General features: G+C 59.9%; 22 protein-coding genes. 8 read left to right on the top strand and 14 right to left on the bottom strand.

Features of this window, described 5'->3' with window-relative positions; translation table 11 throughout:
- The first annotated feature begins 171 nt into the window (after positions 1–171).
- The 5 genes from BLT09_RS16370 to melA all read left to right on the top strand — a co-directional run bounded on the left by BLT09_RS16370 (position 172) and on the right by melA (position 7,597).
- Positions 172–2,256: an ABC transporter substrate-binding protein gene (locus BLT09_RS16370; RefSeq protein WP_091594702.1), complete on the top strand. Its 2,085-nt coding sequence runs from the start codon at positions 172–174 to the stop codon at positions 2,254–2,256.
- A 122-nt stretch (positions 2,257–2,378) separates the two neighbouring features.
- Positions 2,379–3,392: an ABC transporter permease gene (locus tag BLT09_RS16365; RefSeq protein WP_091594700.1), complete on the top strand. Its 1,014-nt coding sequence runs from the start codon at positions 2,379–2,381 to the stop codon at positions 3,390–3,392.
- Entirely contained in the window at positions 3,389–4,516 is a 1,128-nt protein-coding gene (locus BLT09_RS16360; RefSeq protein ID WP_051505699.1) for an ABC transporter permease, read from the top strand. Before BLT09_RS16365 ends, BLT09_RS16360 begins: the two co-directional genes overlap by 4 nt.
- A gap of 13 nt (positions 4,517–4,529) precedes the next feature.
- The gene (locus tag BLT09_RS16355) at positions 4,530–6,200 is read left to right on the top strand and encodes an ABC transporter ATP-binding protein (RefSeq protein WP_091594922.1); all 1,671 of its coding nucleotides are present in this window, start codon (positions 4,530–4,532) and stop codon (positions 6,198–6,200) included.
- 23 nt (positions 6,201–6,223) lie between these two features.
- Entirely contained in the window at positions 6,224–7,597 is a 1,374-nt protein-coding gene (gene melA / locus BLT09_RS16350) for an alpha-glucosidase/alpha-galactosidase (protein ID WP_091594698.1), read from the top strand.
- A gap of 100 nt (positions 7,598–7,697) precedes the next feature.
- Here melA and BLT09_RS34930 read toward each other — a convergent pair whose 3' ends face one another.
- The 9 genes from BLT09_RS34930 to BLT09_RS16305 form a co-directional block, all read right to left on the bottom strand.
- Positions 7,698–8,036, bottom strand: coding sequence for a slr1659 superfamily regulator (locus BLT09_RS34930; RefSeq protein ID WP_023797948.1), 339 nt, complete (start codon positions 8,034–8,036; stop codon positions 7,698–7,700).
- 20 nt (positions 8,037–8,056) lie between these two features.
- Positions 8,057–8,620, bottom strand: a complete 564-nt coding sequence (locus BLT09_RS16340; protein WP_167366451.1) for a slr1658 superfamily regulator — start codon at positions 8,618–8,620, stop codon at positions 8,057–8,059.
- A gap of 2 nt (positions 8,621–8,622) precedes the next feature.
- On the bottom strand, positions 8,623–11,010 hold the full coding sequence (locus tag BLT09_RS16335) for a SpoIIE family protein phosphatase (protein WP_236473048.1): 2,388 nt from the start codon (positions 11,008–11,010) through the stop codon (positions 8,623–8,625).
- Positions 11,007–12,185, bottom strand: a complete 1,179-nt coding sequence (locus BLT09_RS16330; protein WP_091594694.1) for a class I SAM-dependent methyltransferase — start codon at positions 12,183–12,185, stop codon at positions 11,007–11,009. The genes BLT09_RS16335 and BLT09_RS16330 overlap by 4 nt, the downstream gene beginning before the upstream one ends.
- Positions 12,182–12,703 carry a ubiquinone biosynthesis methyltransferase UbiE gene (locus tag BLT09_RS16325; RefSeq protein ID WP_167366450.1) on the bottom strand — a complete coding sequence of 174 codons (522 nt, stop codon included), beginning with the start codon at positions 12,701–12,703 and terminating at the stop codon, positions 12,182–12,184. The genes BLT09_RS16330 and BLT09_RS16325 overlap by 4 nt, the downstream gene beginning before the upstream one ends.
- 129 nt (positions 12,704–12,832) lie before the next feature.
- Positions 12,833–14,500, bottom strand: a complete 1,668-nt coding sequence (locus BLT09_RS16320; protein WP_236473054.1) for a putative bifunctional diguanylate cyclase/phosphodiesterase — start codon at positions 14,498–14,500, stop codon at positions 12,833–12,835.
- A gap of 666 nt (positions 14,501–15,166) precedes the next feature.
- Positions 15,167–15,838, bottom strand: coding sequence for a 4-carboxy-4-hydroxy-2-oxoadipate aldolase/oxaloacetate decarboxylase (locus tag BLT09_RS16315; RefSeq protein ID WP_091594690.1), 672 nt, complete (start codon positions 15,836–15,838; stop codon positions 15,167–15,169).
- 67 nt (positions 15,839–15,905) lie between these two features.
- A complete protein-coding gene (locus BLT09_RS16310) occupies positions 15,906–16,928 on the bottom strand; it encodes an amidohydrolase family protein (protein WP_091594688.1) in 1,023 nt (340 codons plus the stop codon).
- Between the two features lie 99 nt (positions 16,929–17,027).
- Positions 17,028–18,137 carry an alcohol dehydrogenase catalytic domain-containing protein gene (locus tag BLT09_RS16305; protein ID WP_091594916.1) on the bottom strand — a complete coding sequence of 370 codons (1,110 nt, stop codon included), beginning with the start codon at positions 18,135–18,137 and terminating at the stop codon, positions 17,028–17,030.
- A 270-nt stretch (positions 18,138–18,407) separates the two neighbouring features.
- Here BLT09_RS16305 and BLT09_RS16295 point away from each other — a divergent pair, with 270 nt between their 5' ends.
- Both BLT09_RS16295 and BLT09_RS16290 read left to right on the top strand, forming a co-directional pair.
- The gene (locus BLT09_RS16295; RefSeq protein ID WP_236473047.1) at positions 18,408–18,764 is read left to right on the top strand and encodes a DoxX family protein; all 357 of its coding nucleotides are present in this window, start codon (positions 18,408–18,410) and stop codon (positions 18,762–18,764) included.
- Positions 18,765–18,822: 58 nt separating this feature from the next.
- Positions 18,823–19,440 carry a TetR/AcrR family transcriptional regulator gene (locus BLT09_RS16290; RefSeq protein WP_167366449.1) on the top strand — a complete coding sequence of 206 codons (618 nt, stop codon included), beginning with the start codon at positions 18,823–18,825 and terminating at the stop codon, positions 19,438–19,440.
- Positions 19,441–19,513: 73 nt separating this feature from the next.
- On the opposite strand, the gene BLT09_RS16285 is transcribed toward BLT09_RS16290, so the two are convergent.
- From BLT09_RS16285 to BLT09_RS16265, 5 genes are all read right to left on the bottom strand, one after another.
- Complete coding sequence (locus BLT09_RS16285) at positions 19,514–21,085, bottom strand: bifunctional 3-(3-hydroxy-phenyl)propionate/3-hydroxycinnamic acid hydroxylase (protein WP_091594682.1); 1,572 nt, start codon at positions 21,083–21,085, stop codon at positions 19,514–19,516.
- A gap of 64 nt (positions 21,086–21,149) precedes the next feature.
- Positions 21,150–22,187 carry an Ldh family oxidoreductase gene (locus tag BLT09_RS16280; RefSeq protein ID WP_091594680.1) on the bottom strand — a complete coding sequence of 346 codons (1,038 nt, stop codon included), beginning with the start codon at positions 22,185–22,187 and terminating at the stop codon, positions 21,150–21,152.
- A 32-nt stretch (positions 22,188–22,219) separates the two neighbouring features.
- Positions 22,220–23,101 carry an alpha/beta hydrolase gene (locus BLT09_RS16275; protein WP_091594678.1) on the bottom strand — a complete coding sequence of 294 codons (882 nt, stop codon included), beginning with the start codon at positions 23,099–23,101 and terminating at the stop codon, positions 22,220–22,222.
- 3 nt (positions 23,102–23,104) lie between these two features.
- The gene (locus BLT09_RS16270) at positions 23,105–24,079 is read right to left on the bottom strand and encodes a VOC family protein (RefSeq protein WP_236473046.1); all 975 of its coding nucleotides are present in this window, start codon (positions 24,077–24,079) and stop codon (positions 23,105–23,107) included.
- 104 nt (positions 24,080–24,183) lie between these two features.
- Positions 24,184–25,032 carry a fumarylacetoacetate hydrolase family protein gene (locus tag BLT09_RS16265; protein ID WP_091594676.1) on the bottom strand — a complete coding sequence of 283 codons (849 nt, stop codon included), beginning with the start codon at positions 25,030–25,032 and terminating at the stop codon, positions 24,184–24,186.
- A gap of 245 nt (positions 25,033–25,277) precedes the next feature.
- On the opposite strand from BLT09_RS16265, the gene BLT09_RS16260 reads away from it, so the two are divergent.
- Positions 25,278–26,432, top strand: a complete 1,155-nt coding sequence (locus BLT09_RS16260) for an alcohol dehydrogenase catalytic domain-containing protein (protein WP_091594912.1) — start codon at positions 25,278–25,280, stop codon at positions 26,430–26,432.
- Positions 26,433–26,477: the final 45 nt, after the last annotated feature.

Below are 26,477 nucleotides of genomic sequence, written 5' to 3'. Positions count from 1 at the left end.
CTCGGCGAATGCGCTCGGGCAGCACGGCCCTGTCATCTCAGAAGCGGAATACCGCTTCTGAGAAAGTGGAATACCGCTTCTGAGAAAGCGGAATACCGCTTTGTTCGATGCTTGTAGGAGGAGAGCCATGCCATCGCGGCAGGCCCGAAGCATAAGGGAGAAATCAGGACAATGAACATTTTTGGCCGCATGAAAACCGCCGCCGCGCTCCTGTTTGGTGTGTCGGCGTTCGTGATCCAGGCCGTGGCCTCCGAGCCGACGATCGTGCCGGAACAGCCGCCGTTTCCGGCGCAAGGCGAGATCAATTACGTGCCGCGCGATTCAATTCTGGAATTCAAGGCGCTATCCGAATATCGCGAGCCGGAGTGGGTCACCGAAAAATTCGTCAAGACCGGGAAACTGCCTCCGTTGGCCGAGCGGCTGCCGAAGGAGCCGATGGTCTTCAAGTCAGGCAACATGCCCGACGGGATAGGCGTCTATGGCGACACGATGCGCCACGTCATCGGCGGCCGGCCGGAAGGCTGGAACTACAGTGCCGGGCAGACGCAAGGCTGGGGCGGCATTGACATTGCGATGTTCGAATGCCTGACGCGCACCGCGCCGCTCTTCCAGGTCGATGCCAAAGACGTCGAGCCGCTGCCCAATCTTGCCCGGAGCTGGGAGTGGTCGGAAGACGGCCACACACTGACGATGAAGTTGATCGAAGGCGCAAAGTGGTCCGACGGAGATCCCTTCGACGCCGATGACGTGATGTTCTATTGGGACGACAATGTCGTCGATCCGAACGTCTCGCCGCTGAACGGTGCAACACCGGAAACGTTCGGAGAAGGCACCACCCTGAAGGCAGTAGACAAATATACGATCGAATGGACTTTTAAGGACGCGTTCCCGCGCCAGCATCTCTATGCGATGGCCTATGGAACCTTCTGCCCTGGCCCTTCGCACATTTTGAAGACCAAGCATCCGAAATATTCAGGCACCACCTACGACGAGTACAAGAACGGCTTTCCGCCGGAATACTTGAATATGCCCGTCATGGGCGCCTGGGTGCCTATCGAATACCGTTCTGACGACGTCATCGTGCTTCGCCGCAATCCTTACTATTGGAAGGTGGACGAAGAGGGAAATCAGCTGCCCTATCTCAACGAACTGCACTACAAGCTTTCGACTTGGGCCGATCGCGACGTGCAGGCGATCGCCGGGTCTGGCGATATCTCGAACCTGGAGCAACCTGAAAATTTCGTGGAATCGCTGAAGCGCGCCGCACAGGAAACGGCTCCCGCGCGGCTGGCCTTTGGCGCCCGGCTGATCGGCTACAATCTACGCATGAACTTTTCAGCCAATGGCTGGGGCGAGCCGGACGAGCGGGCGCAGGCCGTACGCGAGCTCAATCGCAACGTCGATTTCCGTAAGGCCGTGACCATGGCCATCGATCGCAAGAAACTCGGCGAATCCCTCGTCAAAGGACCCTTCACCGCGATCTATCCCGGCGGCATTTCCTCTGGCACGAGCTTTTACGACCGCGCCTCGACGGTGTACTACCCGTTCGATCTGGAAGGCGCCAAGGCGCTGCTGGAGAAGGTCGGGTTGAAGGACACGGACGGCAACGGCGCCGTCAACTTTCCGGCCGGTACAGCTGGCGGCTCGGACGTACAGATCGTGCTTCTGGTGAATTCCGACTACAGCACCGATCGCAATCTCGCGGAAGGTCTGGTCGGCCAGATGGAACAGCTTGGCCTCAAGGTCGTGCTCAACACAATCGATGGCGCGAAGCGCGACGCAACCCAGTATGCCGGGCGCTTCGACTGGCTTGTTCGCCGCAACGAGCAGGAACAGACCTCAGTTGTGCAGAACACGACCCAGCTTGCCCCGACCGGTCCGCGCACGAGTTGGCATCACAGGGCAGGAACGGACGGCACGGTCGATCTGATGCCGTTCGAACAGGAACTCGTGGACGTCGTCAACAAGTTCATCTCCAGCAACGACAATGACGAGCGGGCTGATCTGATGAAGCAGTTCCAGAAGGTCTCGACGACGAATCTCGATACGATCGGCCTGACAGAATATCCGGGTGCGCTCATCATCAACAAGCGCTTCTCCAACATTCCGGAAGGCGTGCCGATCTTCATGTTCAATTGGGCGGAGGACACGATCATCCGTGAACGGGTCTTCGTCGCTGCCGACAAGCAAGGCGACTACGAGCTGTTTCCCGAGCAGCTTCCGGGCAAGCCCGGTGAAGGCGGTCCGATCAACTGACCGCAGTCGATTTCCCCTCCGGCGAGCATCCGCCGGAGGGGAGGTTGCGAATTGAACCGTGGAGATACCGCGCCTCGTGAAGGAGCAGATCGCCACGAGCCACAAGAGAAGCAAACGCGATCATGTTCAGATTTCTGCTTGTGCGTATCGCCTCGGCGATTCCTGTCCTCTTCGTCCTGAGCGTCGTGACGTTCGCGATCATCCAGGCCCCGCCGGGCGACTACAGCGACTATGTGCGCTCGCAACTGATCAACCAGGGTGGCGCATCCTTCGAAAAGGCCGACGCCCAGGCGCAGGCCTACAAGATCGCGCATGGCCTCGATAAGCCCTTGCCCCTCCAGTACGTCAACTGGATCACCGGCATCGTCACCCGCGGCGATTTCGGCCACAGTCTCTTCTACAACAAGCCTGTCGCCGATGTGGTCGGCGAACGTTTGCCCCGTACGCTGGCGCTGGCGCTCGTCTGCCATATCCTGGCTTCGGTGATCGGCATCACCTTCGGCGTTTTGGCGGCAACCCGGCAATATTCCTGGGTGGACAGCGTGCTGTCGGGGATCTCGTTTCTCGGCATGACGGTACCGCGATTCCTGATGGCGCTGATCATCGTCTATATCCTGGTGTTCCACTTCAATGTCACTGAGATCAACAGTTTCCATTCCGCCCGCTACGGCGGGGCGCCCTGGTCGTGGGGCAAGTTCGTCGATCTGGTCAAGCATGTCTGGCCGGTCATCGCGATCGCCACTTTGGGCGGGCTCGCCTACAACATGCGCGTCATGCGGGGCAATCTTCTCGATACGCTGAACGCCCAATATGTCGAAACGGCTCGGGCCAAGGGCTTGAGCGAGCGCACGGTGGTCATGCGCCACGCTGTGCCGAACGCGCTGCATCCGCTCGTCATGTATCAGGGCGTCGTGCTGCCCTACATGCTGACCGGCGAGATCGAAACCGCGATCATCTTCGCCCTGCCGACGGTCGGCCCGGCCATCGTCGGCTCGATGTGGATCGGCGACGTCTATGTCACGGCGACCTTCATGTTGGTTCTGTCGGTGACCCTGATCGTCGGTAACATCATCGCCGACATGCTGCTTGCAGCGCTCGACCCGCGGGTTCGCCTTGGGGGAGGGACCGACGCATGAAAGCCGACGTCCAATCCATAATCTGCGCCTCCGTGCCGCCGGCCAAAGGCAATGGCAACGAAACCTATACCGCGCTTGTCTGGCGCCGTCTCAAGCGATCCTGGACCGGCATGATAGGGCTGATCCTTGTCTGCCTCCTGATGATCATGACGATATTCGCGGAGTTCTTCGCACCCGTCGATCCGAAGCTGACCGGCGTCGGTTTCGCGCCGCCTCAGACAATCAGCATGACGGATCGGGGCGGGAACTTCGTCTTTCCGCCGCGCAGCTATCCGATTCGTGAAACAGATGAATTCGACCCCGTCACGTTCCAGCCGATCGTAGGCCCCGACTACGAAAACCCGCAGACGCTCGGCTTTTTCGTCAAAGGGTTCGGATACAGGCTTTTCGGACTGATCCCGGCGCAGCGGCATTTCTTCGGCGCCACCGACGGAAGCCCGGTCAATTTCCTCGGCACCGACAAATTCGGCCGCGATGTGCTGTCGCGCATCATCTACGGCTCGCGCATTTCGCTGATGATCGCCCTGACCGTGGTGTTCATCATCACGGTAGTCGGCACGACGGTCGGCATGGTGTCCGGATATTTCGGCGGAAGGTTCGACGCGTGGGTACAGCGCTTCGTCGAACTGGTGCTCGCCTTTCCGCAACTGCCGCTTTATCTCGCGCTCACCTCGCTGATTCCGGTGACGGCGCCGACCAATGTCTTCCTTGCGTTCGTCATCGTCGTCATGTCGGCGCTCGGCTGGGCACAGCTGTCGCGCGAAGTTCGAGGCAAGACGCTGGCGCTGGCGCGGATCGACTATGTGCGGGCGGCGATGGCGATCGGCGCAACCGACCGCCGGATCATCTTTCAGCATATTTTCCCCAACGTCATGAGCCACGTCATCGTCGCCGTCACGCTGGCGATCCCCAATGTCGTGCTGCTTGAATCCTTCCTCGGCTTCCTCGGTTTCGCGGTGAAGCCGCCGCTGATCTCCTGGGGGCTGATGCTGCAGGATACCGCGACATACTCCGTCATTGGGTCCTATCCCTGGATCCTTGCCCCCGTGGGTTTCGTGCTGGTCACCGTCTTTGCGTTCAATGCGCTGGGCGATGGTCTTCGCGATGCCGTCGATCCCTATTGAGAAGGCCGGCACCATGGCTCTGACGGAAAAGACCTCGATGGCGCCGGACGAACGCCACGATCATGCGGTGAGGACCGGCAGTCCGATCATCGACGCCCGCAATGTCGCGGTGACCTTCAAGGTAGAAGGCGGAACCGTCGACGCGGTCAAGGATGTCTCGTTTCAGCTCTATCGCGGCGAGACCATCGCTGTGGTGGGAGAATCCGGCTCCGGCAAGTCGGTGACGGCGCGCACGGTCATGGGCCTGCTCACCAAGCGCGCCACCGTGGCCGTGCACTCGCGGATCGAATATGATGGGAAGAATGTGCTGAAATTCTCCGACCGGCAGCGCCGGGCGCTGCGCGGCGACCGCATTTCGATGATATTCCAGGAGCCGATGAGCTCGCTCAATCCGGTCTACACGGTCGGCGCGCAGATCATCGAGGCGATCCGCGTTCATCAGAAGATGAGCCGCAGGCAAGCAGCGGAGCGTACGCTGGAGCTGTTGCGGCAGGTGCAGATTCCGGACCCGGAAAGCCGCTTCAACCAATATCCGCACCAGCTTTCAGGCGGTCAGCGCCAGCGCGTCATGATCGCCATGGCGCTCGCCAATAATCCGGACGTACTTATCGCCGACGAACCCACGACGGCACTCGACGTCACCGTGCAGGCGCAGATCCTCAACCTCATCCGTGATCTGCAGCAGAAGCTCGGTATGGCGGTAATCCTGATCACTCACGATCTGACAGTCGTTCGCCAGTTTTCCGACTACGTCTATGTCATGAGCCAGGGCGAGGTGAAGGAGCACAACACCACTGAAGCGCTCTTCAAGAACCCGCAGCATCCCTATACGCGCCATCTTCTGGCGTCCGAACCAAAGGGCATGGCCAATCCGACACCGGTGGACTCAGCCGTCATTCTCGAGGGCTGCAATGTGCGGGTGTCGTTCATGCTGAAGCACGGCGGGTTCTTCAAGCCGCGGCTCAAGGAACTCGTCGCCGTCGACAGCCTCAGCCTAAAGCTTCACCGGTACGAAACGCTGGGGCTGGTCGGCGAATCCGGGTCCGGCAAGACGACGTTCGGGCAGGCGCTGGTGAAGCTCCTGACGGCCGACGGCGGCGAAATCTTCTTCGACGGCGAACCGATCCACGCAAGGACACGTGACCAGATGCGGCCGCTCAGATCGCGCATGCAGGTCGTCTTTCAGGATCCGTTCTCCTCGCTCAATCCGCGCATGTCGGTCGGCCAGATCATCGAGGAGGGGCTGATCGTCAATCGGCTCGGCGACAACAAAAGTGATCGGTTGCAGCGCGTGGAGCAGGCGCTTGTCAGCGCCGGGCTTCCGCACAACATCCTGTCGCGCTTTCCGCACGAGTTTTCCGGCGGACAGCGCCAGCGCATCGCTATTGCGCGGGCAATCGCTCTCGAACCAGAATTCATCCTGCTCGACGAGCCGACATCGGCGCTCGATCTCTCCGTTCAGGCCCAGATCATCGACCTCTTGCGCAAGCTGCAGGACGAGCGCGGCCTGAGCTATCTCTTCATTTCCCACGATCTCAAGGTCGTACGCGCGCTCTGTCATCGGGTCGTGGTGATGCAGCACGGTAAAATCGTCGAGGAGGGACCCGTCGACGAGGTTCTTTCCCATCCGAGGACCGCCTACACTGAACGGCTCGTCAAGGCCGCGTTCGAGGTAGCCGCATAAATCGCAGACAAGAGGCGCAATTCATGACGAGACAACCCAAAATCACGTTCATCGGGGCCGGTTCCACCGTCTTCATGAAGAATGTCATCGGCGATGTGCTGCAGCGGCCGTCTCTTTCGGGCGCTACCATCGCGCTGATGGACGTCAATCCGCAGCGCCTGGAAGAAAGCGAGATCGTCGCCGGAAAGCTGGTCAAGACGCTTGGCTCTGCGGCGACCATCGAGACGTATTCCAGCCAGCGCAAAGCCCTGGAAGGCGCGGACTTCGTCGTCGTTGCCTTCCAGATCGGCGGCTACGAGCCCTGCACGGTCACTGATTTCGAGGTGCCGAAGAAATACGGCCTGCGCCAGACGATCGCCGATACGCTCGGCGTTGGCGGCATCATGCGGGGTTTGCGCACCGTTCCGCATCTCTGGAAAATCTGCGAAGACATGATGGCAATCTGCCCCGACGCCATCCTCCTGCAATACGTCAACCCGATGGCGATCAACACCTGGGCGATTGCGGAAAAGTATCCGCTCATCAAGCAGGTCGGTCTCTGCCATTCGGTGCAGGGAACGGCTTTCGAACTCGCCCGAGATCTCGAAATCCCGCTCGATGAAATCCGTTACCGTGCCGCCGGCATCAACCACATGGCCTTCTACTTGAAATTCGAGCATCGGCAGGCCGATGGCAGCTACCGCGACCTTTATCCGGATCTCGTGCGCGGCTACCGCGACGGGCGATTTCCGAAACCCAGCCACTGGAATCCGCGCTGCCCGAACAAGGTGCGTTACGAGATGCTGACCCGTCTCGGCTATTTCGTCACCGAAAGCTCGGAGCATTTCGCCGAATACACGCCCTATTTCATCAAGGACGGCAGGCCCGATCTGATCGAGAAGTTCGGCATTCCGCTCGATGAATATCCCAAACGCTGCATCGAGCAGATCGAGCGTTGGAAAGGGCAGGCGGCCGCCTTCCGGAGCGCCGACAACATCGAGATCGAGGAGAGCCATGAATATGCTTCCTCGATCATGAACTCGGTCTGGACCGGCGAGCCCTCGGTTATTTACGGCAATGTCCGCAACAATCGCTGCATCACCTCGCTGCCGGAAAATTGCGCGGCGGAAGTGCCGTGCCTGGTCGATGCGTCCGGCATCCAGCCGACCTTCATCGGCGCCTTGCCGCCGCAACTGACGGCGCTCATTCGCACCAATGTCAATGTGCAGGAACTGACTGTCGCGGCCTTGATGACGGAAAACCGCGAGCATCTTTATCACGCGGCGATGATGGATCCACATACCGCCGCCGAGCTCGATCTCGACCAGATCTGGTCGCTGGTCAGCGATCTGCTCGCCGCGCACCGCGACTGGATTCCGGAGTGGGCGCGGATTTCGAAAAACGTGCAGGCAGCGTAAGGACGGAACGGTCCTGGTTTGGAGCCGCGATTCTCATCTCAAAAGGCAGACGTCCGGAAAGTGTAGCCGAATGGTCTTTGGCGCCTGGATAAACCGCCTGTCAGCCAACGAAGAGTACCATCGCAGGATGTAGTTTTTTGAGATTTGGCAGCGATTTCGACTGCCAAGGTATTTCCGAGCTTCCCCGGACAATGAGTTGGATCTCTGGATGCTTTCTGACCTCTATGGTAAATTTGGCCAATAAATTGATGCCCGACGAGTTAAGGAACTCCAAGTCTGATACATGTATCGTTATAGTAGTAGGATTGGAGGTAAGGACATTCATCATTAGCTGCAAAATAGGCGCATAGGCCTCAGAACTGGACAACCTCATTACGCCGTCAAAATAAACATCGCTTCCTTCGTTCCACACGCGATAATTTGTCGTTGTTATGTCCACGATTTTGTCTTCATTTCGTTTTAGTTATAAGTTTCTGATGATACCACAATTGAAGCATATGTTTCCAGGCGAACCTGATCCCTTTCGTCGGCGGGGCTGAAGACCCAAGCCAGGCTCGCGCCATAGTCGCTCATCAACGTCAGCAATCCAAGACCGGAATTTGTTGTCTGAGGATCCGCGGCATTCTCTTCGATTCGCTGGATCAGGAGCTCACTCGGATCGCCGGCTGTGATCTCCGACAGAAGATTTTGAAATTTAGCCGTCGTTTCGACGTCAACAACATTCGAAACCTTGATTTTAAAACTTTCCGATTCTATGGCCGCCTCGATCGTGATCTCGCCTGGCGCACGAAACTTGACCGCATTTTCAATCAGTTCGTTGACTAGATAGCCAATGCTGTGTCGCACTTCCCTGTAGTCGTTGCGAGAAGACTGGAAGCGCAGGGCAAAAACGTCCGCGATGAAGTCCGAAGTAGTTGCGCAATGATGCCAACTCAGGTCGAGAGGTCCATCGAACAATCGCACGCGGCTGACGCTCTCTCTCATTCCAATTGCAAAGTCGGCTGTTCCGAACAGTGTTGTCATTCCTACTTGTGCCTCATGATCACGAGCGTGATGTCGTCGTGGATTTTCTGTGTTCCGATATGGGCCATCAGGTCCTCAATAATTCCAGTTTTGATCTCCTCGGCGCTCCTGCGATGATAGTGGCGCGCACTGTTAGAGAGGCGTATCAAACCGAACAATTTTCCCTCCGGATCTTCCGCCTCGGTCACACCATCCGTGTGGAGCACGATCACATCGCCGCTGTTGAACGGAATGTCGCGCGTTGCGATAAACGGCAAGATGTTGCGTTCGAGGCCGATCGGCAGACCAAGATTGGCGGTATCGATACGCTCGATCTCTCCATTTGCACGAACGACGAGAACCTCCTCATGCTGCCCTGACAGGGTCACCCTCCCATTCTCAAAGTCAAGAAAGGCCAGCGAGAGATGCTTGTCGGTGTTGGTCCGTTCGATATTTTTATAGATGGCTCTGTTCAGTCGATCGAGAAACTGACGTGGATTGTCCTCGCCAGTCTCCTGCAGTGCGCGTGCAACGGATTGAACCATCAGCATCAGCACACCGCTTTCGAGCCCGTGGCCTGTCACATCGCCGATCCCGATCTTGACCCGCGATCCCTCTTGCAAGACGTCGTAGTAGTCGCCGCCGACCTCGTCGGCCGGCCGCATATAAGCGGCGATTTCGACCCCGTGGATGGCTTCGAGTTCGCTGGCTCTCGGCAGAACCATCATCTGGATATGTTTAGCAACTGCAAGCTCTGCACCAAGGCGCAGGTTCTCATCTCGCAATTTGCTGTTGAGGGCGGAAATCTCCTGATTTGCGTCTTCAAGCTCCTTCGTTCTTTCATCGACGATTTGCTCGAGATTTTCCGTATGGAAGCTGATCTCCTCCGCCATCCGGTTGAACGCGACCCCCACCTCTCCCACTTCGTCATGCGTCGGAATGCTTACTCGAACTGAATAGTCTTGGGCCTGGAGCCGCTTTGCGGCTGCTGCAAGCGCGCTGAGGCCTGCGGTGATCCGCTTTGAAATTCCGAAGACAGCCGCAAAGACAATCAGGAGCGAAATGATAATTGCGATGATCTGGGAGACCAGGATCCGGTTGGTCGCGCTGGAAATGCTCTGTTGCGCTGCAAGTAGGGAAGCATAGATTTCCCGCTCCGGGACGACGAAGCCGAGCATCTGGTTTTCGGCTGTGATGGACCCCGTGCTATTCCAGAGATTGACTGCCTCCAGTCGGCGAAGCGCGACGATGTGAGGTTCGGCTTCGCCATCCTCCTCCCAAATCGAAATATGCTTGATGACCGTCTTGTCGTCGCCAGGAAGTTCGAGCGCCGCAACGGCCGAATGCGTACTCTTTTTGAGCGAGCGATCGAGTCCGGTAACGCCTTGACCCGCCGCACCGCTTGCAATCTTGAGCCCGAGCGTTTTCTCGCCTTCGGGCTTGATCGCGAGCACATTGCCATTCGACATGGTGAGAAAACCGAAGCCCGTCTCAGCGACCTTCACGCTTTCGACGATTTCAGCGAGTTGATCGAGCGTTACGTCGGAAGCGACCATGCCGGCGACATCCTTGCGGTCCTTCGTCCAGAGCGGATGGAAGAAACTCACTATGAGCTTACCGGTAATAGCATCGATATATGGGGCAGTCGCCGTGATGTCATCGCCTTTTACGGGGCGCGAATTCGGGTCCCTGATCCACCCCTGCCAGCGCTCATAGACGCCAGGAAAGAAGAAATCCCAGAAATTTGCGTTGTTGTGGCCCGGATAGAGCTTGTCGAAGGTTTGCGCCTGATCGGAGTAAGGAGTCGTGCGCATGATAGGTGCTGCCTTCGGTCCAACGTAATAGACCTGCAACTTTCTGGCGCCTGTTGCCATTTGGCTTGGGCCAAAAATGTCGAACGCCGCACTCTCCTGAATTTTGTGGAGAATTTCGGGCTTCGGTCGGCCATCGGGGGAGAGAAGATATCCCCAGATACTCAAGACCGAAGGCGACCCCTGTGGGCTCTGCATCCAGTTTCCCTTGGGGTCATGTATAAGCGGCGCATTGAAATAGGAGTCCGTCGCCAGCGCGTTGCCGATTGCCTCCTTCGCCTCTGGATGATCGATCAGTCTCTGCATGGAGCCTGCAAGTGCGGTAACCTCGGAGTGCATTTGGTCGAACAGGAGATCGGCGCGCAGAGCAGTCGTCTCGATATAATTCTGGAGGTATTCCTGGCTCGCCTTGGTGAGGCCGCTCTCGATCTGGTACGTCGCGTCGCGGGAAAGCCGGTTGACGTTCCAAAGGGCCACGCTCCCACCGACCAGGAGGTCGAAGAGCACCGCCCCGCCTACAACGATTATGAATTTCGCGCGGAAGCTGTTAGGCCGGAAAACGGACCAGGGTTTGCGGGAAATGGCATGCGACTCGCTCACAGTGGCTTACGTCCCGATGCAACCCAGATTGGCCAGCCGGCGTATCCCTTGGGGTGGAGCGCAGCGAAAATGTGATCCTGGAAACCCTGTCGGAACCGTCTGATGAACGCCGGCGGGTCACCTCGCTTTGTCGCCATCTCGCCTGCATAGACGTTCTCCCATGCCGCGACGACATCTGCGAAGTCCTGCGGATCGCCGTCGTGGTTGGTGACCACGAAAGACTCGACTCGAATGTCTTCGAACCCCGCCTCGACCAGGTATCGACGGCTTTTGGGGCCAAGCTCGATATCCATCTGGAAGTGCGCCCAAAGCTTGGCGACTTCATTATAGGTCCACTGGATGCTATCGGCGCGCGGTTCGCCCAGACAGTGCGAGTTCTTTTCATTCGTGATGTAGACGCGTCCGCCCGGCTTGCAGATGCGAAAGAGTTCCTTGAGAATCAGTTCGGGCTTGTTGAACACCTGCAGGGAGTGTCGGCATGTGACCAAGTCAAACTGATCTTGGTCGAGCAGCATTTCTGATGCGTCGCCATAGGTGTATTCAATTCCTCCGATATCGAACGCCGCAGCCACGCTTCGCGCATAAGCAAGGCTTGATCTGGAATGGTCGAGAGCGACAATCCGTGACGGCTGAAATTCTTTCTGCACGAGTACGGCGAAATCACCAATTCCGCAACAGATGTCGGCCATGATGATACCGGGTTGCATGCCGTGTCGCGGCAAGATTGTGCGCTCGTGGCGCCAAGTCATCTTCGTCTGTGTGCGGAGGATCGGAATGAACCCGCCTTCTTCGAGGAAGCTCTGCCCCGGATAGAAATCACTGTCATACTCTTGAACCGTGATGTTCGCTTCGATTCCGTTCAGGCGCCCGAATTTTCTGGTCGTCCACCCGACAACGCTTGACGTTACGAGTACGAACCTGAGATCTGGTCGAGCGCGACAGGCGTCAATAATGACCCGCGAGAAAGCATGAAATGCGGTGTTGTTCATTTGCGTCAATCGTTTGACGTTTACGTACAGGGTACCGCGTACACGAGCGATTGATTCCTTCAACAGGGCAATGCTGGGCGCAAGCTCATCGATCGACTGGGGCCGCAGTATTCCCGATATCGAGAACTCCTGATCGTTTACATCGTATTGCGCTCTGAAACGCGGGAAAAGGTTGTACGCGCTCAACTTGGCATGCCCTCAAGCGGAAGATCGACGACAAGGGTGATGATATCAGCGCCGACTTGCTCGACTCGAAGGGTCGCGTTGTAGTCGATGACGAGTTCCAAGAGAACGACTTCACGACTGGGCGCGAGGTCTCCGGACACTGAGTTGAGATAGCGCTCCATTGCCTCGGATCCCGTAATTTGAAACACCGCTTCTTCAAAGAATTGTCGTTCTTCGGGAATGCAAGGGAATGTCAGTTCGATCCTGTCCGTCTCACCCCGGCGTGACACCCTACAGGCTATTTCACCGCCGTAATGCCGCGTACGAAAGGCGACCTCCAATAATTCGTTCAACGCGGAGGAAAAGAGGTTTGAATGCCGTACGGAGTCAGGTCTGTTATGGCTGATCATTCGCGCCGAGTAAGTCGAGAGTTGATCGCAGAGTATCCAATCAGACATAAAAGTTTTGACGTCCAAATCGATCTGGATCATTGTCTCAAAGACTGCTTCGCCATCTTCGTCATGAGAAGCAATGTTCATCGGCGTTCCTCACTCGTTTCTGGCTGCATTTTAGTCGAGCGGTGCGACGAACCCTTCCCGGACGGCAGTTGACCTGTCTCTGGAAATCCATATCGCTCTGCCTCGCTTCCCTCAGGTTCGTCCACGCCGCTATGCATGGGGCCGGACGCTGGATCGCCAGATTTCGTCCCCACTTTCGCGTATTAGTTCCTTGGAAGATCGCCTGATGAAATCGCGCGTCGCCTCGGCTCCGAGTGGCCGTCCCAGGAAATCGCCCTGGAGGTAATCACAGTTTTCCCTGATCAGCCACTGTGCCTGTCCCGGCGTTTCAACTCCCTCCGCGGTGACGCTTATCCCCAAGCCGTGCGCCATGCCTATGATCGATCGCACGATCGTCTGACTTTTTCGATCGGTTTCTAAGTCTTTTATGAAGTATCGGTCTATCTTCAAAGTGTCGAACGGGAAGTTCTTAAGGTAACTCAACGAGGAGTAGTAGGTGCCGAAATCGTCTAGCGCGATCCTTATCCCGAGGACATTCAGGGTATTCAGTGTGTCAATGTTGTCGACGGTTTGCTCGAGAAGAACGGTTTCGGTAATCTCGAGCTCAAGCCGGTCGGCGCGGATTCCGACTGCGTCGACGATCTGGGCAACCGTGTCAGTGAGCGAACCGCTCAGGAACTGCGCCGGCGACAGGTTCACGGCGACCGTCAGTGAAGACGGCCATCTCGTTGCTTGGCGGCAGGCTTCTTCGATCACCCATCGTCCAATCTCATCCATGAGGCCGTCGGCTTCGGCGATGGGTATGAACACGCTCGGAGGAATGGTCCCGACTTCGGGATGCCGCCATCGCAGCAGCGCTTCGAAGCCCACGACCGACGCGGGAGCCCGAATGAGCGGTTGATATTCAAGATAAAGCTCGTTCCGGTCCAGCGCCATTCGAAGACTGCGCCTCAGGTTTTCACGCTGTTCGAGCAGGAGCTGCATCGAGCGATTGAAAATTCGCGCACAGCCGCGTCCGTCTCTTTTGGCTGCATAAAGGGCGATATCCGCGGCCTTCATCAACTGCTCGCCCTCGGTCGCGTGTCCCGGTCCGAATGCAATTCCGATGCTCGCGCCGACGAAGACGGGGATGTCGTTGATCATAAACGGCGCCTTGAATGCTTCAATTAACGCCCCCGCGAGGCGTTCCGCTTCGGCGGGCTGTTCCGTACGCGATTGAATGACGGCGAACTCGTCTCCAGCTAACCGGTATGCGCGTTCGCCGTCCTGCAGCGTGTCCCGGATCCGGCCTGCTGCCAGTTGAAGCAAGGTATCGCCCGTGCCATGGCCGAGTGTGTCATTGACCGCTTTGAAACCGTCAAGGTCGATTTGCAGCAGGGCAGTGGCATTTGGCTCATCGACCACCGACAGAGCTTGTTGCAGGTTTTCGCTGAACCCCCGCCGGTTCTGCAATCCGGTTAATGCGTCGTGCGTCGCCTGATGAAGGAGCATCATACGCTCTTGCTCTTCCGGTGAGCCCCGCCCGCCCCGCTCCCTTTCTCTGGATTCAATGATTCCAATTCCATTCGCAGCGCCGAAAACGACAGCGGAACGCGGCGCGTCCCCCAGCGATCGCTGGAGATTGACATTTATTGGAGTGCCGCCGCGCAGCACGCGAACAAATTTCTCGATGAGCTCAGTGTCGACGTTCGGATAAATCTCCCTCAGAGCGACGCCCGCAACTAGCGGGGGGTTGTGGATGCTTTTGAGGTTGGTTGCGTAGTGCGTCAGGCGGAAGTCCTGATCATAGAACGACACACCATCAGTCGTGTTCGCCAAAAAGTCCAGGAGACGTGCTTCGCTGATGGAGGACGGATGACTCGGTGAAAGCTCCTCCCTGTTCGCTCCGGCACCCAGTGCTTTCGGACGTAAGAGCCACTTCCAAAGGCGGTACAAGATCCGCATCTCCTCATCCCTACGGTGAAGCTAGCAAACCATAAGGCTAGTTGCAAACCTATAGGTTGCGGTGGTGCTTGCGGGCAAGTCATAGAGACGCCATTGGCCGAACCGTTGGCGGAAACGCACAGATTGTGCCCGCGGATGGGCCGGACCGAAGATCCAAAACGCTCCCCAGCTTCGGAGAATGATGGACATTCGGAGAGCAGATTGAATGGGAAGGTTGTTTCCGCTCTCCCCAGCTTTCGGCCGCACATCCCGCAAACGCTGGGCTTCCGGGAGCCATGAAGGGGCCGGAGAATTGTTGGGCAATTTTGAAGGTGGTAGCGGGAGAGCGCTACCGCCTTTCCCCACATTCAGAGAACGGCCAGTTCAGGCTTCGCTGCACTGGCTGAGCGATTTGCGCCGTTCACTCGAAGGCAGCCGTTGGCCTTGCGCTGCAATGCGCGAGGCCGACGGCGTCCTGAAATGGACTTGGCGCACGCGTGATCGAGCGTGCCCGCGGGGTCAAGATTTTCCTTGCGGGCGCCGAACCTGCTATGCGGTTGCCTATTCGTAGACGAGGCCTTTGCGCCGTAGGCGTTCGCGCATTTCGTTGACATCGAGACTGAGCTTGCCGGCGGCATAGAGACTGCGCTTTTCTTCTTCCATCGCCTCGCGCCTGCGGGCGGTTTCGAGAACCCTTCCCGCGGCTTCGCGCGGCACCACGCACACGCCGTCATCATCGGCCACGATGACGTCGCCCGGCCGGATGTGGGCGCCGGCGCAGACGATCGGCACCTGGACGTTGCCGAGCGTCTCCTTGACCGTCCCTTGTGCGCTGATCGCCTTCGACCAGACCGGGAAGGCCATGGAGCGCAGGGTCGAGATATCGCGCACGCCAGCATCGATGATGAGGCCCCTGATGCCTTGCGCCTTGGCCGATTCGGCCAGCAGGTCGCCGAAATAGCCGTCCTCGCAAGGCGAGGTCGGGGTGACGACCAGGATGTCGCCTGGCCGCGCCTGTTCCAGCGCGACGTGGATCATCCAGTTGTCGCCTGGTGCGACTTCACAGGTCAGCGCGTTGCCGCCAATCCTGGCGCCATCATAGATGGGCCGCAGGCGCGCGGCGAGCAGGCCCGTCCGCCCCTGTGCCTCGTGAACCGTGGCCACGCCAAGTTGGCCAAGAGCATCACAGGTTTCGATCTGCGTGCGCTCGGTCTTGGTTACGACTTTGCCCATAAGTGTTCTCCCGGAATGATGAGGTGCGGCATCAGGCGCCGCACCCGAACAGTGCTCATCGGCTGGTCTAGCGCCCTTGTGCCTTCAGCCGCGCATCTAGCCTCGGATAGACCTTTCGGACATTGCCTTCGAACACGGCGTGGCGTTCGACCTCACCGAGCGAAAGTGCGTCGATGTAGCGCCGCGTATCGTCGAAGGCGAAGCCGGTTTCTGGATCGATGGCCTTGACCGCTCCGAGCAATTCGGACCCAAACAGGATGTTGGCCGGACCAACGACGCGGAACAGCGTGTCGATGCCGGCCTGATGATAGACGCAGCTGTCGAAGAAGACGTTGCGCATCAGGTGCTCGGTCAGTCCGGGTCTGTCCAACATCATCGCCAGGCCGCGATAACGTCCCCAATGATAGGGCGCCGCACCACCGCCATGCGGAATGATCAGTTTGAGATCCGGAAACGCGCTGAACAGGTCGCCCTGGATCAGTTGCATGAACACGGCGGTGTCCGCATTGATGTAGTGCGCGCCGGTCGTATGCAGGCAGGCGCTGCACGAGCCGGAGACGTGGATCATGGCCGGCACCTGCAGCTCGATCATCTTTTCGAAGAGCGGATACCAGTAGCGGTCGTGGATCGGCGGCGCCGACCAGAAGCCGCCGGACGGATCGGGGTTGAGGTTGCAGCCGACGAAGCCGAGTTCGACGACGCAGCGCTCGAGCTCTTCAAGGACCGGCTTCAGGTCACCGCTCATCGATTGCGGTAGCTGGCATACGCCGGCGAAGTTGGCCGGGAACATGTCGACGATGCGGGCGATCAGCTCGTTGGAGATGCGCGACCATTCGGCATTGTTCTCTGCGCTGCCGATATGGTGGCCCATGCCCGAAGCACGCGGTGACAGGATGGTCAGGTCCGTGCCTCGCTCGCGCTGCAGGCGCAATTGGTTCTGCTCGATCGTCGCCATGAGCATTTCGTCGGCGATGCCGGGATAGGCGGGCATGGCGTCGCGCCTGCCTTCGACGAACTCGACCTGCGTCTTGCGAAAGGCGTGATGCCCAGGCGGTTCGCTCGTGTAGTGGCCGTGGCAGTCGATGATCATTTCGTTCTCTTCACACACAAGGTGACGCGTCGTCGATCCGCTGCGCCGTTCCGCGGTTTCCGGCAAGCGGCGGACGGTGAGGTCCGCCTTATGTCCCTTCTACGGTTCGAGCACGTAGTTGGTGAAGCCGCCGTCACCGGAGGCGACGCCATTGATGGCCTCGTTGATCTGCTCGAGCGGATACGTCCGCGCCTCCAGCCCCGAAAGATCGATCGCGCCGGAGCGGACCATATCGGCGATCTCCATGCCCTCGGCCGTGGTCAGCCAGGCTGAGCCGAGAAGCTCCATCGAATTGTCCATCCACCATTTGGTGTTGAACAGCATGTCGCTGCCGGTGCCGCCGATGTTGACGATGCGGCCGCCGCGCTTGACGCCCATCATCGCGTCCTTCATGGCGTTGACGTCGGCCACCGCACCGAGGCAATCGAGCATGAAGTCGGCGCCGAGACCGCCGGTCTGCGAGCGGACCCAGTCGGCGACCTTGCCATCCTGGTTGGAGAAAGTCTGGATTCGGTTCGGGGCAAGCTGCTTCAGCCGCTCGAGCAGGGGCTTGCCACGTGCCACCGCATAGATCGTCGAGACGCCCATGGCGAGCGCGAAGAGTGTCGCGCCGACGCCCAGCGTGCCGGTCGCACCATTGATGATCAGCGATCTGCCGGCCGGTACGCCGAACTTCTTGAGCGCGGAATAGGCCGTGCCGAGGTAGCCCATGCGGGCCGCCTGCGGATAGGTCATGTTGTCGGGGATCTTGACGATCGCATTCTGCGGCGCGCGCATGAACTGGGCGAAGCCGCCTTCCGGATAACGCTTGTAGATTTCCAGGCTGTTCCTGTTGAAGCCGAAATAGCCGTTGAAGGTAAAGTATTCGCACTTCGCCTGATGGCCGCTGACACAGGCATGACACGCGCCGCAGGAGCGCAACGGATTCACATACACGCGGTCGCCGGGCTTGATCGCCACGACCTGCTCACCGACCTGATGCACGATGCCCGCGGGGTCGAGGCCGAAGATCGCCGGCTTCATCGGCAACGGCTGATGCGGATACCAGGTTTCCCAGTTGTTCAGCACGTTGGCGAGATTGGGCACCATCCCGCAGGCCTTGACCTCGACGACCACATCCGTGCCGGACGCCACCGGCTTCGCCACGTCCTCAACACGCATCGGCTCGTTCACGGCGTGAAGCCGTGCCGCCCGCATCATGATCGTCATCGTCTGTTCCTCCCAATTGACCGGATCGCGGAGATGCCGCGTTGACATTCCTCCTAGACTGTGGATACCGTATAGTATCTGGATTGGGTGACGCAAGAGCCATTTTCCAAGGGCGACAGCATTTGGGGAAAATGTCCGGCGAACGCCGCGCCGGTTGGGTTGGCGACGAACACTTTCGCTCCGCTGGCTGGGAGAACGTCGCCGCAAACGACAATCAGGAACGGGAGGACGGGCCGGGCGGTCCGATCGACGTTCTGCATGGAGGAATCAGTGCCGGAGTTCATGCTAACGCCAATCGATCTCCTGCGCATTCTGTGCGGGATCTGGTTCATTCCGCATTTCATCGGAAAGCTCAGGAACTTCGAAAAGGCGACAAAGACGTTCGAGGCCGCCGGGCTGAAGCCAGGAAAGCCCTTCATCGTGCTGACGGTTGCGCTGGAGTTCGTTGCCGCCGTTGGAATGGTGTTCGGCATCTATCCGCGATGGGCTGCGGCGTGCGGCGTGGCCGTCTTGCTGGGCGCAGCCTATGCCGTGGTGCGCATCAATGGCCCGCGTTGGCGCTGGCAGTTGATGGGTCCCGAATACCCGATTTTTTGGGCGCTTGCCTGTATCGTTTCGGCCTTCTAAATTTCGGCCGATTCGGATACCAAGGGTATCCCAATGAATGGGGCTTGGAGGATAGCGGATGGCGCGACTGACGCGCGAACAGAGCCAGGCTCTGACTCGTGAGAAGCTCTTGCTGTCGGCGAGCGATGTCGTGGCTCGCGATGGTTACTCCGGCGCCACCATCGAACGTATCGCGGAAGAAGCCGGCTATTCGAAGGGCGCCTTCTATTCGAACTTCGAGAACAAGGAAGACATCTTCCTTCAATTGCTCGAGCGCCATGCCGGTGGCGACGTGGTCGAACTCACCGGCCTGCTCGACGGCTACGACGACCCGAAAAAGATCATCGATGCGATGTGCGATTGGGCCAACCAGAGAGCGAAGGACAAGCGCTGGGGAACGCTTGCAATCGACCTGTTGCGGATCGCCCGCCGCGACAACACACTGGAAGAGCGGCATCTGCGCCTGTTCAAGGACCAGTGGGAAGGTCTGGGCAAGCTGCTGTCGGCAAAGCTTTTTCCCTATGGCGGTTCCGATATCGAACCACTCTATGTGGGCGGCGTCGTTCTGGAACTCATCTATGGCGGCCTCTCCAGCTTCATGAAGGACGATTCACCGGGCGAGATGGTGCGGGCGACACTCACCTCAATGCATCTGGCCCACCTCTATCGCCACATGAAGCAGCCAGCCCGCAAATAAGGCGCTTCCGATTCGCACCGGCCAGTTCCGGCTCGCAGTCGAGGCCCGTTCAGGCGCTCGACGCAAGCACACGTCATTTGTCGGGTGCCGCCACCAGCATCATCTGGAGTTGACACACGAGCTGCTCGGTCCCCCGCGTGTCCGCGGCCGTACCGAAGACCACATGGTCCGGCCGCACCAGGGCGGCGCGCGCGCCCTTCGCGGTTAGCCAGTCGACGAGAACGCGGTCCTCTTCTACCAACAGCGAAGGGCAGGATTTCTCCTGCGCCACGCGATGCACGGCAATGCCCACTTGTCGCGCCTTGTCCAGGAGGGTGGGCGAAGGGTCCATGTCGCCAGCGATGAGAAGCTGGAACCCTGGCGGCAACGCATCGTCGAGCCGCTTCCGGCCGAAAGGCCCGATAATCCAGGGTTGAGGACATGGCTCACCGGCGCGAGGGCTCGGAGAGCCATCGATGTTGCTGGCGACAAGTCCATGACGGATGGGCGGAAAGAGGTTCTGCCGGATCTGAACACCTTGGCCCGTGCGCATGGCCGCGGCCATCTCTGCATCGCGCGCATGAGCCTTGTCCGGATCCCGCTCGCAGATGAACTGTCCAAGCCGCTTGGTGATGTCGATGACTTCGCGCATGAACGGTCTGCGCTCGGCCTGGTAGGTGCCGAGGAGGTGCTCCGATCCGCTGCCGATCGCATGGGCCAGCTTCCAAGCGAGATTGGCTGCATCCTTGATGCCTTGCACCATTCCCTGCGCGAGAAAAGGCGGGGTCATGTGGCAGGCATCGCCGGCTAGAAAGACGCTGCCCACGCGCCACTGCTCCGCAACAAGGGCGTGGAAGTTGTAGGTCGCCGAGCGCCACAGCCTGGCCTGGTCCGGCCGAAGCCAGGGCGAAAGCAATTGCCAGATGCGTTCCGGGCGGTTGACCTCCGCCGGATCTTCATACGGCAGGATCATGAACTCCCAGCGGCGTAGCTGGTCAGGCCCGCACACATATGTGTGCGGTCGCGCGGGATCGCAGAACTGGACGTTGGTCTCTGGCAATGGCGCGAGCTGATCCTCCAGTATCATGTCCACCACGAGCCAGGGTTCGTCGAAGTCGAGGTCCTCCAGCGCGACGCCGAGCCCGCGCCGAGTGAAGCTGTTCGCGCCGTCGCAACCGACGACATAGCGGGGCGCGCGCCTTGTGCGCTCGCCGCTCGCCTTGTCGTGCAAGGTCAGGATCGGTCTATCGGGGTTCTCAAGGCCGACGAGTTCCGTTGCCGTGCGCAGCGTCAGGTGGGGGAACTTCTTGCCATTGGCGCGCAGAGCCCTTTCGAGATCCGGCTGAAGGAAAGTCAGATAGGGCGGCCAGGCAAGCGGGTAGGGCTCGGCAGGGGAATCGAACCGGCGCAACAGGGTTCCGTCGGCAGACCTGTATTCCGACGGGCGATAGTGCCCTGTCGCTGCGGCCACGGCCTCGGCCGCGCCGATGTTCTGGAAGATCCGCATCACCTCGTGGTCCATGCCGATCGCGCGAGGCAGTGCATAGACGTCGTCAGCGGCGTCTATGCCTTCCACCCTGACGCCTGCTGCTGCAAGAAGATTGCACAAGGTGATGCCGACCGGGCCGAGCCCGACCACCACGACGTCCGCCTCATCGTGCGTCATCAGTGAGACCCCCCGCTGGTTTCGGTCCTTTGTTGGCTGGCTTGGTGCGGGCTGCCACTTGCCATCACTGCAGGAAGGCCGGCACCGTGAGCCCCAGCCGGACGGCTGCATCGGCGAGGTTTTTGGCCGTGCCCTTCGCCAGCGGGATGCCGTTGGCGGTGCGCTCCCGCCCGGTCTGGAAGCCGCGTTCGCCGGGCAATTTGACACCATCGGAGCCGGCTGCCGGATCGAGCGCATGGATCGCGCCGGCGAGGCTCCCCACCGAGGCGAGAAAGGACGAGCTGTCGCCGAAGGCCGCCGGATTGATGGCAAGCACAAGGCCATTGAAGCCGCCGTTCTTCTCGCCGCGCAGGAACGGCGCGATGACGGCGTTGCCCACCAGCACGCTCGACAGAATTTCAATCATCAGCGACAGACCGGATCCCTTCGGCCCGGCCATCGGCAGTATGGCTGCCACTTCATGCGGATCCTGCGTTTCGACGCCGTTGGCATCGATGGCCCAGCCTCGGGGGATCGGTTTGCCTGAATCCTTGGCCGCCATGATCTTGCCGAGCGCGACGGCGGCAGTCGACATGTCGAGCACGATCGGATCGGCGCCGCCAGGCCGCGGAATGGCGATCGACAGCGGATTGGTCGACAGCGCCTCACCCTTTGCGCCAAAATAGCTCATGAACGGCCTCGATGCGGTCATGGCGATACCGATGAGCCCGCGTTCGGCCAATTTGGTGGTGAAATAACCGATTGCGCCGGCATGGGATATGGCGCGGGCGCCGCACCAGCCGATGCCGAACGCTTCCGCCAGATCGGCGGCTTTGCCTGCCGCATGCATCATGGCGACCGCGCCCGGCGCCTTTCCGTAGTCGAAGACGCAAGTCGCCCCGAATTCCCGGATCAGCTTCGGCTGTTGACCGGAGCGCACGACAGCGGTTTCGATCATCTCGATGTAGCGCGGGATCCTGAGAACACCGTGCGAATCCGCGCCACGCAGATTGGCCCAGACCAACAACCGCGCGCTCTGCACCGCCTCGTCCGGCGTATAGCCGGCAGCATTGAGCAGCGCGGTCGCAAAATTGGTCAGTTTGCTTTCCTGGGCGACGGGCATGCCGAATGTCTCCTGGTCTGGCCGAATCGACCTCAAGCTGCCGGCGTTGCCGGGAAGAATTTATCGAGCCAGCCCTTGAGCATCATCTTGGTGCGCGGCGCGTCTTCCGGTGCGAGCGGGAAGTGAGCGGTGCCCGAGATCAGCATCAGCTCGGCCGGCTGCCCGGCCTTCTCGAACAGGCGAAGGGATTGCTCGGTCGGCGTGATGATGTCGTCGGCGGTGTGGAAGAACAGGGCAGGGCGGGGCGCGATGTTGGCAACCACGTCTTCCGCCCTGAAGTTCATCATGCTCCATACCGTCTCGGCCGGGATCTCCATGATCGCCTTCGGCGACAGGTTCTTGCGCAATTTTTCCGGGATCGGCACGGCGTCGAACCGCGAGATCCACATGCTCTCGCCCGTCGCGCGCTTGTGCTCGCGGCCTTTCTCGAGCAGGCCCATGAAGCGCTCCCAGGCCTCCGGCGTGGGGTGCTGGCCGCGGAACTTCCGCTCGCCGTGACCCCAGCCGCATGAGGAGATGACGCAGGCGAACCGCTCGTCGACGCCTGCTGTATAGACCGAAACCGCGGCGCCGAAGCTGTGGCCGGTGATGCCGATTCGCTTCGGGTCGATCTCGGGGCGCTTGGCAAGAAAGGTCAGCGCGTTCTTTGCGTCGGCGACCTGATCGAAGCAGCGCACCTGAGCGCGCTCGCCCTCGCTCTCGCCGCAGCAGCGGAAATCGAAGCGCAGCGCGGCATAGCCGAGCGTCTCCATCATCTCCGCCTGGATCTGGGCGTGCGACTCGTCCTTGGAACCGACGAAGCCGTGGCAGACAATGAATGCCGGCAGCTTCTGTCCGGGACGGTGGCTGTCGGGAATGTGCAGAACCGCCGACAGTTTCAGGCCGTCGGAGTCGAACGTCAGTTTTTCCTGCATAAACTATCTCCTATCCGAAGCAGCGCCCCGAACTGCTTCGCCTTGCTTGCCTGTGTGGTCTGCCGCCGAGCCCTCCGGATCGTCGATCCCGGCGAATGGAAAATGGTGCTCGCGCCATTCCTGGGGGGCGGGAGAACCCCAGACATTCATCTGGCGAACGTTTCCCGGGCGCTCCAAATTGGTGATGACGTTGGGTACGAAGTGGGCGTCGTCGGCGACCATGTGCATGGCGCCGGAGCACTCGACCATCGCGCCGCTGGCATCGAGGTAATAGGCGTAGGTGTTGTCGCCCGGGCGATGGCGGCCCGGCCCCCAAAGGACCTGGCGGTCGAACCCGTCGAGAATGTCGCCAAGCCGGCAATAGTCGCTGAAGTGGCTGAATTCGAAAGAGTAGTGGTGAAGCCCGACCGGACCCTTCACCAGACCCAGAATGTGGTGCTGGCGGTTGCCGCCATGCATCCAGCTCAGAGCCTCGTTGACCATGCGCTCGGTGAGCCGCATGCCGCAGATTTCGGAGAGCTGCTGCCTCGTGGCGACCGGGTCGGGCGTGATGAGATTGATGTGGTCGAGCCGCCGCGGCTTGATGCCGTTGGTCGGGTAGCGCGGATTGTACATGTCGTCGCGCGCCGGGGTGTGTATCTCGAAGCGCAGACCGTCCGGCGTCGCGAAGGTGACGCCGGCATCGCAGCACGCCAGGCTGGGTTCGCGCGAGAGGATCCGGCAGCCGGCGCCGTCGACACGCGAGGCGGCTTCCGCGACAGCCTCCTCAGTCAGCGCTTCGAGCCCGATCGTGTGGCAGGAATTCTCCTCGGAATGGAGAAGCACGAGTTCTGCTTCGCGGCCGTTCGAGCTCAGCCATGTCTCCCCCGCCGCCTGCTTGGTGATCCGCAGGCCGAGAATCTCCGTTGAGTCGTGGATCACGGCGTCTACGTCACGGACATTCAGCTTTATGTGACCGACCCCAAACACCAGGTGCATCACCAGTCTCCTTCCTATGGCCGCAGCGTGGTCCTGGCGATCTCCTTAGATCAAACTCGGCTCCACGGCAACAAATTTCGAAAAAAAGATATTATTACGAAATCTTAGGGCGACTGATCCGAGATCACGGTGTTTCGCAGCGTTCCAATGCCCTGGATCTCGATCTCGACCTCGTCGCCAGGGAAAAGGAATTCAGGCGGATTGCGGCTTGCGCCGAAGCCTGATGGCGTGCCTGAAACGATGACGTCGCCAGGGTCGAGCGGGGCGAATGTCGAGATGTAGGAGATCAGCCAGGGGATATCGAAGATCATCCGGTCGATCGCGATCGACTGCCTGCTCACGCCATTGACCCGGCTCTCCAGAAGGAGGCGAGCCGGGTCCGGAATCTCGCGCGTACAGACCATCCAGGGACCAAACGCGCCGCTGTGGTAGAAGTTTTTTCCGGGCGTGAACTGGCTCGAGTGCTTCTGCCAGTCGCGCACACTCCCCTCGTTGAAGCATGAATAGCCGGCGACGTACGCCATTGCTTCGCCGCGCACGATCTTGTGTGCGCGGCGGCCGATGATCACCGCCAACTCACCCTCGAAATCCAGCTTGTCGGAAACCGCCGGCTTCCGGATCGCCCCTCCATGGCCGGTCTGTGCTTGCGCGTGGCGCATGAACAGCAGCGGGAACTGCGGCGCCGGCTTGTCACCCTCGCGGAAGTTGGCGGCGACGCAGAAGATCTTGCCTGGGTTGGGAATCGGCGGCAGCAGGCTGACCTCAGCCAGCGGCAAGGCTTCGAGATCGCGTTCATCGGGCGTGAGGTCGGGAAACCGGCTATCGAGATAGGCTTTGAGATCTGGCGGCGCGCCGGGAACAGAATCCAGCCGCAGGATGATTTCACCGTCAACCATTCCGTAGCCGGCACCGTTGCGTTCGACGAAAGAAGCGAATTTCAAAGGCTCACCCATTACGACGTACCTTAAAAGCAGGCACTTCCGTTTTGGAGTAAACCGGATTTTCGAAAATAGGCAAGCCCATCGTAAGAAGGCGACAAGTGGCCCGGCCTCAGGTCAATGGTCTGACCGTTGCCTGGGCGTGGTGCCGAGTCCTTGGTCATCCCCACAAAGTTACGAAAAAATGTTGATATTTCGAAAAATCTATGCGATCACCGGTCTGGCCTCGGGAGGAGGCCCATGCGCGAGAGAAACTCGGCATGCGCTGGTTTGAGCGAACGGGAGGTATCGACGTGACAGCAATTCCGCAGACGATGAAGGCCGCGCGCATGCACGAGATCGGCGGTCAGCTGAGGATCGAGGAAGTGCCGGTTCCGAAGCTTGGGTCGATGGACGTGCTCGTTCGCGTCAGATCGTGCGGCATCGTGCCGAACCTCGCCAACATCCTGGCGATGTGGCCGACCTGGTTTCCCCACATGCCGCAGCCGCCGCTGCCAGCGATTTTCGGCCTCGACCCGACCGGCGAGATCGCGGCGGTCGGCAGCCAGGTCCACAGTCTGAAACCCGGCGATCGGGTCTACGTCAATCCGGGGCGCTCCTGCGGCTCTTGCCGTCATTGCCGGCGCGGCGACACGATCTCCTGCCGCCATTACGCCTTCCAGGGCTATTTCGGCTTTAGCCATGAAGCGCTCCAGACATTCGAGGACTACCCGGTCGGCGGTATTTCCGAGTACATGGCCGCGCCGGCGTCGGCGATCGTGGCTCTGCCCGACAACATGACCTTCGATCAGGCGGCGCGGCTCGGCTACATGGGCACCGGCTATTCCGCTCTGAAGAAAGCGCAGGTCGGTCCCGGTGACACGATCCTTGTCAATGGCATCTCCGGCACGCTCGGCATATCGATCGCAGTGTTCGGCCCGTCGTTCGGGGTCAAGAAGATTCTCGGCACCGGTCGCGACAGGAAGCTGCTGAAGGAGATCGAAGCGCTGGCGCCCGGCATCATCGAGACACATTCGCTTGACGACGGATCGCCCGACGAATGGGCCCGTTCCAGGACGGAGCATGGCGAGGGGGTCGACGCCTTCATCGACTGCAACGGTCCCGGCACGCCGCAAGAGCCTTTCCTGGCGGGCCTCAGGGCGCTGCGCCGCGGCGGTATCGCCGTCGACATCGGCGCCGTGATGGGTGCGGTTCCCATTGACGTGCACATGATGATGGACCGCAACCAGCGTCTTATCGGTTCGGCTTGGCTGACGACATCCGAGGGCCAGGAAATGGCCGACCTCGTCGGGATCGGCAAGGTCAGCTTCGATCTCCTGGAAACCCAGGCGACGCCCATGAGCAAGGTCAATGAGGCCATCTCGGGCATCGCCCAGCGCCATGGCGGGTTTTCGAATTTTGTGATCCATCCGTAATTGCATACGTTTGGGTATGCTGATACCGAATAGTATCCATGTTGT

Origin of the sequence: Mesorhizobium muleiense, from assembly GCF_900099905.1 — a bacterium.
Classification (GTDB): Bacteria; Pseudomonadota; Alphaproteobacteria; order Rhizobiales; family Rhizobiaceae; genus Mesorhizobium; species Mesorhizobium muleiense.
The sequence above is the reverse complement of the archived record's forward strand: the minus strand, read 5'-3'. Positions and strand labels throughout refer to the sequence as shown.

Bases quoted from the DNA above. Each gene is read 5' to 3' on its own strand.
- BLT09_RS16370 (WP_091594702.1), top strand. From the start codon at position 172: ATGAACATTTTTGGCCGCATGAAAACCGCCGCCGCGCTCCTGTTTGGT.
- BLT09_RS16365 (WP_091594700.1), top strand. From the start codon at position 2,379: ATGTTCAGATTTCTGCTTGTGCGTATCGCCTCGGCGATTCCTGTCCTC.
- BLT09_RS16360 (WP_051505699.1), top strand. From the start codon at position 3,389: ATGAAAGCCGACGTCCAATCCATAATCTGCGCCTCCGTGCCGCCGGCC.
- BLT09_RS16355 (WP_091594922.1), top strand. From the start codon at position 4,530: ATGGCTCTGACGGAAAAGACCTCGATGGCGCCGGACGAACGCCACGAT.
- melA (WP_091594698.1), top strand. From the start codon at position 6,224: ATGACGAGACAACCCAAAATCACGTTCATCGGGGCCGGTTCCACCGTC.
- BLT09_RS16340 (WP_167366451.1), bottom strand. From the start codon at position 8,620: ATGACAACACTGTTCGGAACAGCCGACTTTGCAATTGGAATGAGAGAG.
- BLT09_RS16325 (WP_167366450.1), bottom strand. From the start codon at position 12,703: ATGAACATTGCTTCTCATGACGAAGATGGCGAAGCAGTCTTTGAGACA.
- BLT09_RS16315 (WP_091594690.1), bottom strand. From the start codon at position 15,838: ATGGGCAAAGTCGTAACCAAGACCGAGCGCACGCAGATCGAAACCTGT.
- BLT09_RS16310 (WP_091594688.1), bottom strand. From the start codon at position 16,928: ATGATCATCGACTGCCACGGCCACTACACGAGCGAACCGCCTGGGCAT.
- BLT09_RS16305 (WP_091594916.1), bottom strand. From the start codon at position 18,137: ATGACGATCATGATGCGGGCGGCACGGCTTCACGCCGTGAACGAGCCG.
- BLT09_RS16290 (WP_167366449.1), top strand. From the start codon at position 18,823: ATGGCGCGACTGACGCGCGAACAGAGCCAGGCTCTGACTCGTGAGAAG.
- BLT09_RS16285 (WP_091594682.1), bottom strand. From the start codon at position 21,085: ATGACGCACGATGAGGCGGACGTCGTGGTGGTCGGGCTCGGCCCGGTC.
- BLT09_RS16280 (WP_091594680.1), bottom strand. From the start codon at position 22,187: ATGCCCGTCGCCCAGGAAAGCAAACTGACCAATTTTGCGACCGCGCTG.
- BLT09_RS16275 (WP_091594678.1), bottom strand. From the start codon at position 23,101: ATGCAGGAAAAACTGACGTTCGACTCCGACGGCCTGAAACTGTCGGCG.
- BLT09_RS16270 (WP_236473046.1), bottom strand. From the start codon at position 24,079: ATGCACCTGGTGTTTGGGGTCGGTCACATAAAGCTGAATGTCCGTGAC.
- BLT09_RS16265 (WP_091594676.1), bottom strand. From the start codon at position 25,032: ATGGGTGAGCCTTTGAAATTCGCTTCTTTCGTCGAACGCAACGGTGCC.
- BLT09_RS16260 (WP_091594912.1), top strand. From the start codon at position 25,278: ATGCGCTGGTTTGAGCGAACGGGAGGTATCGACGTGACAGCAATTCCG.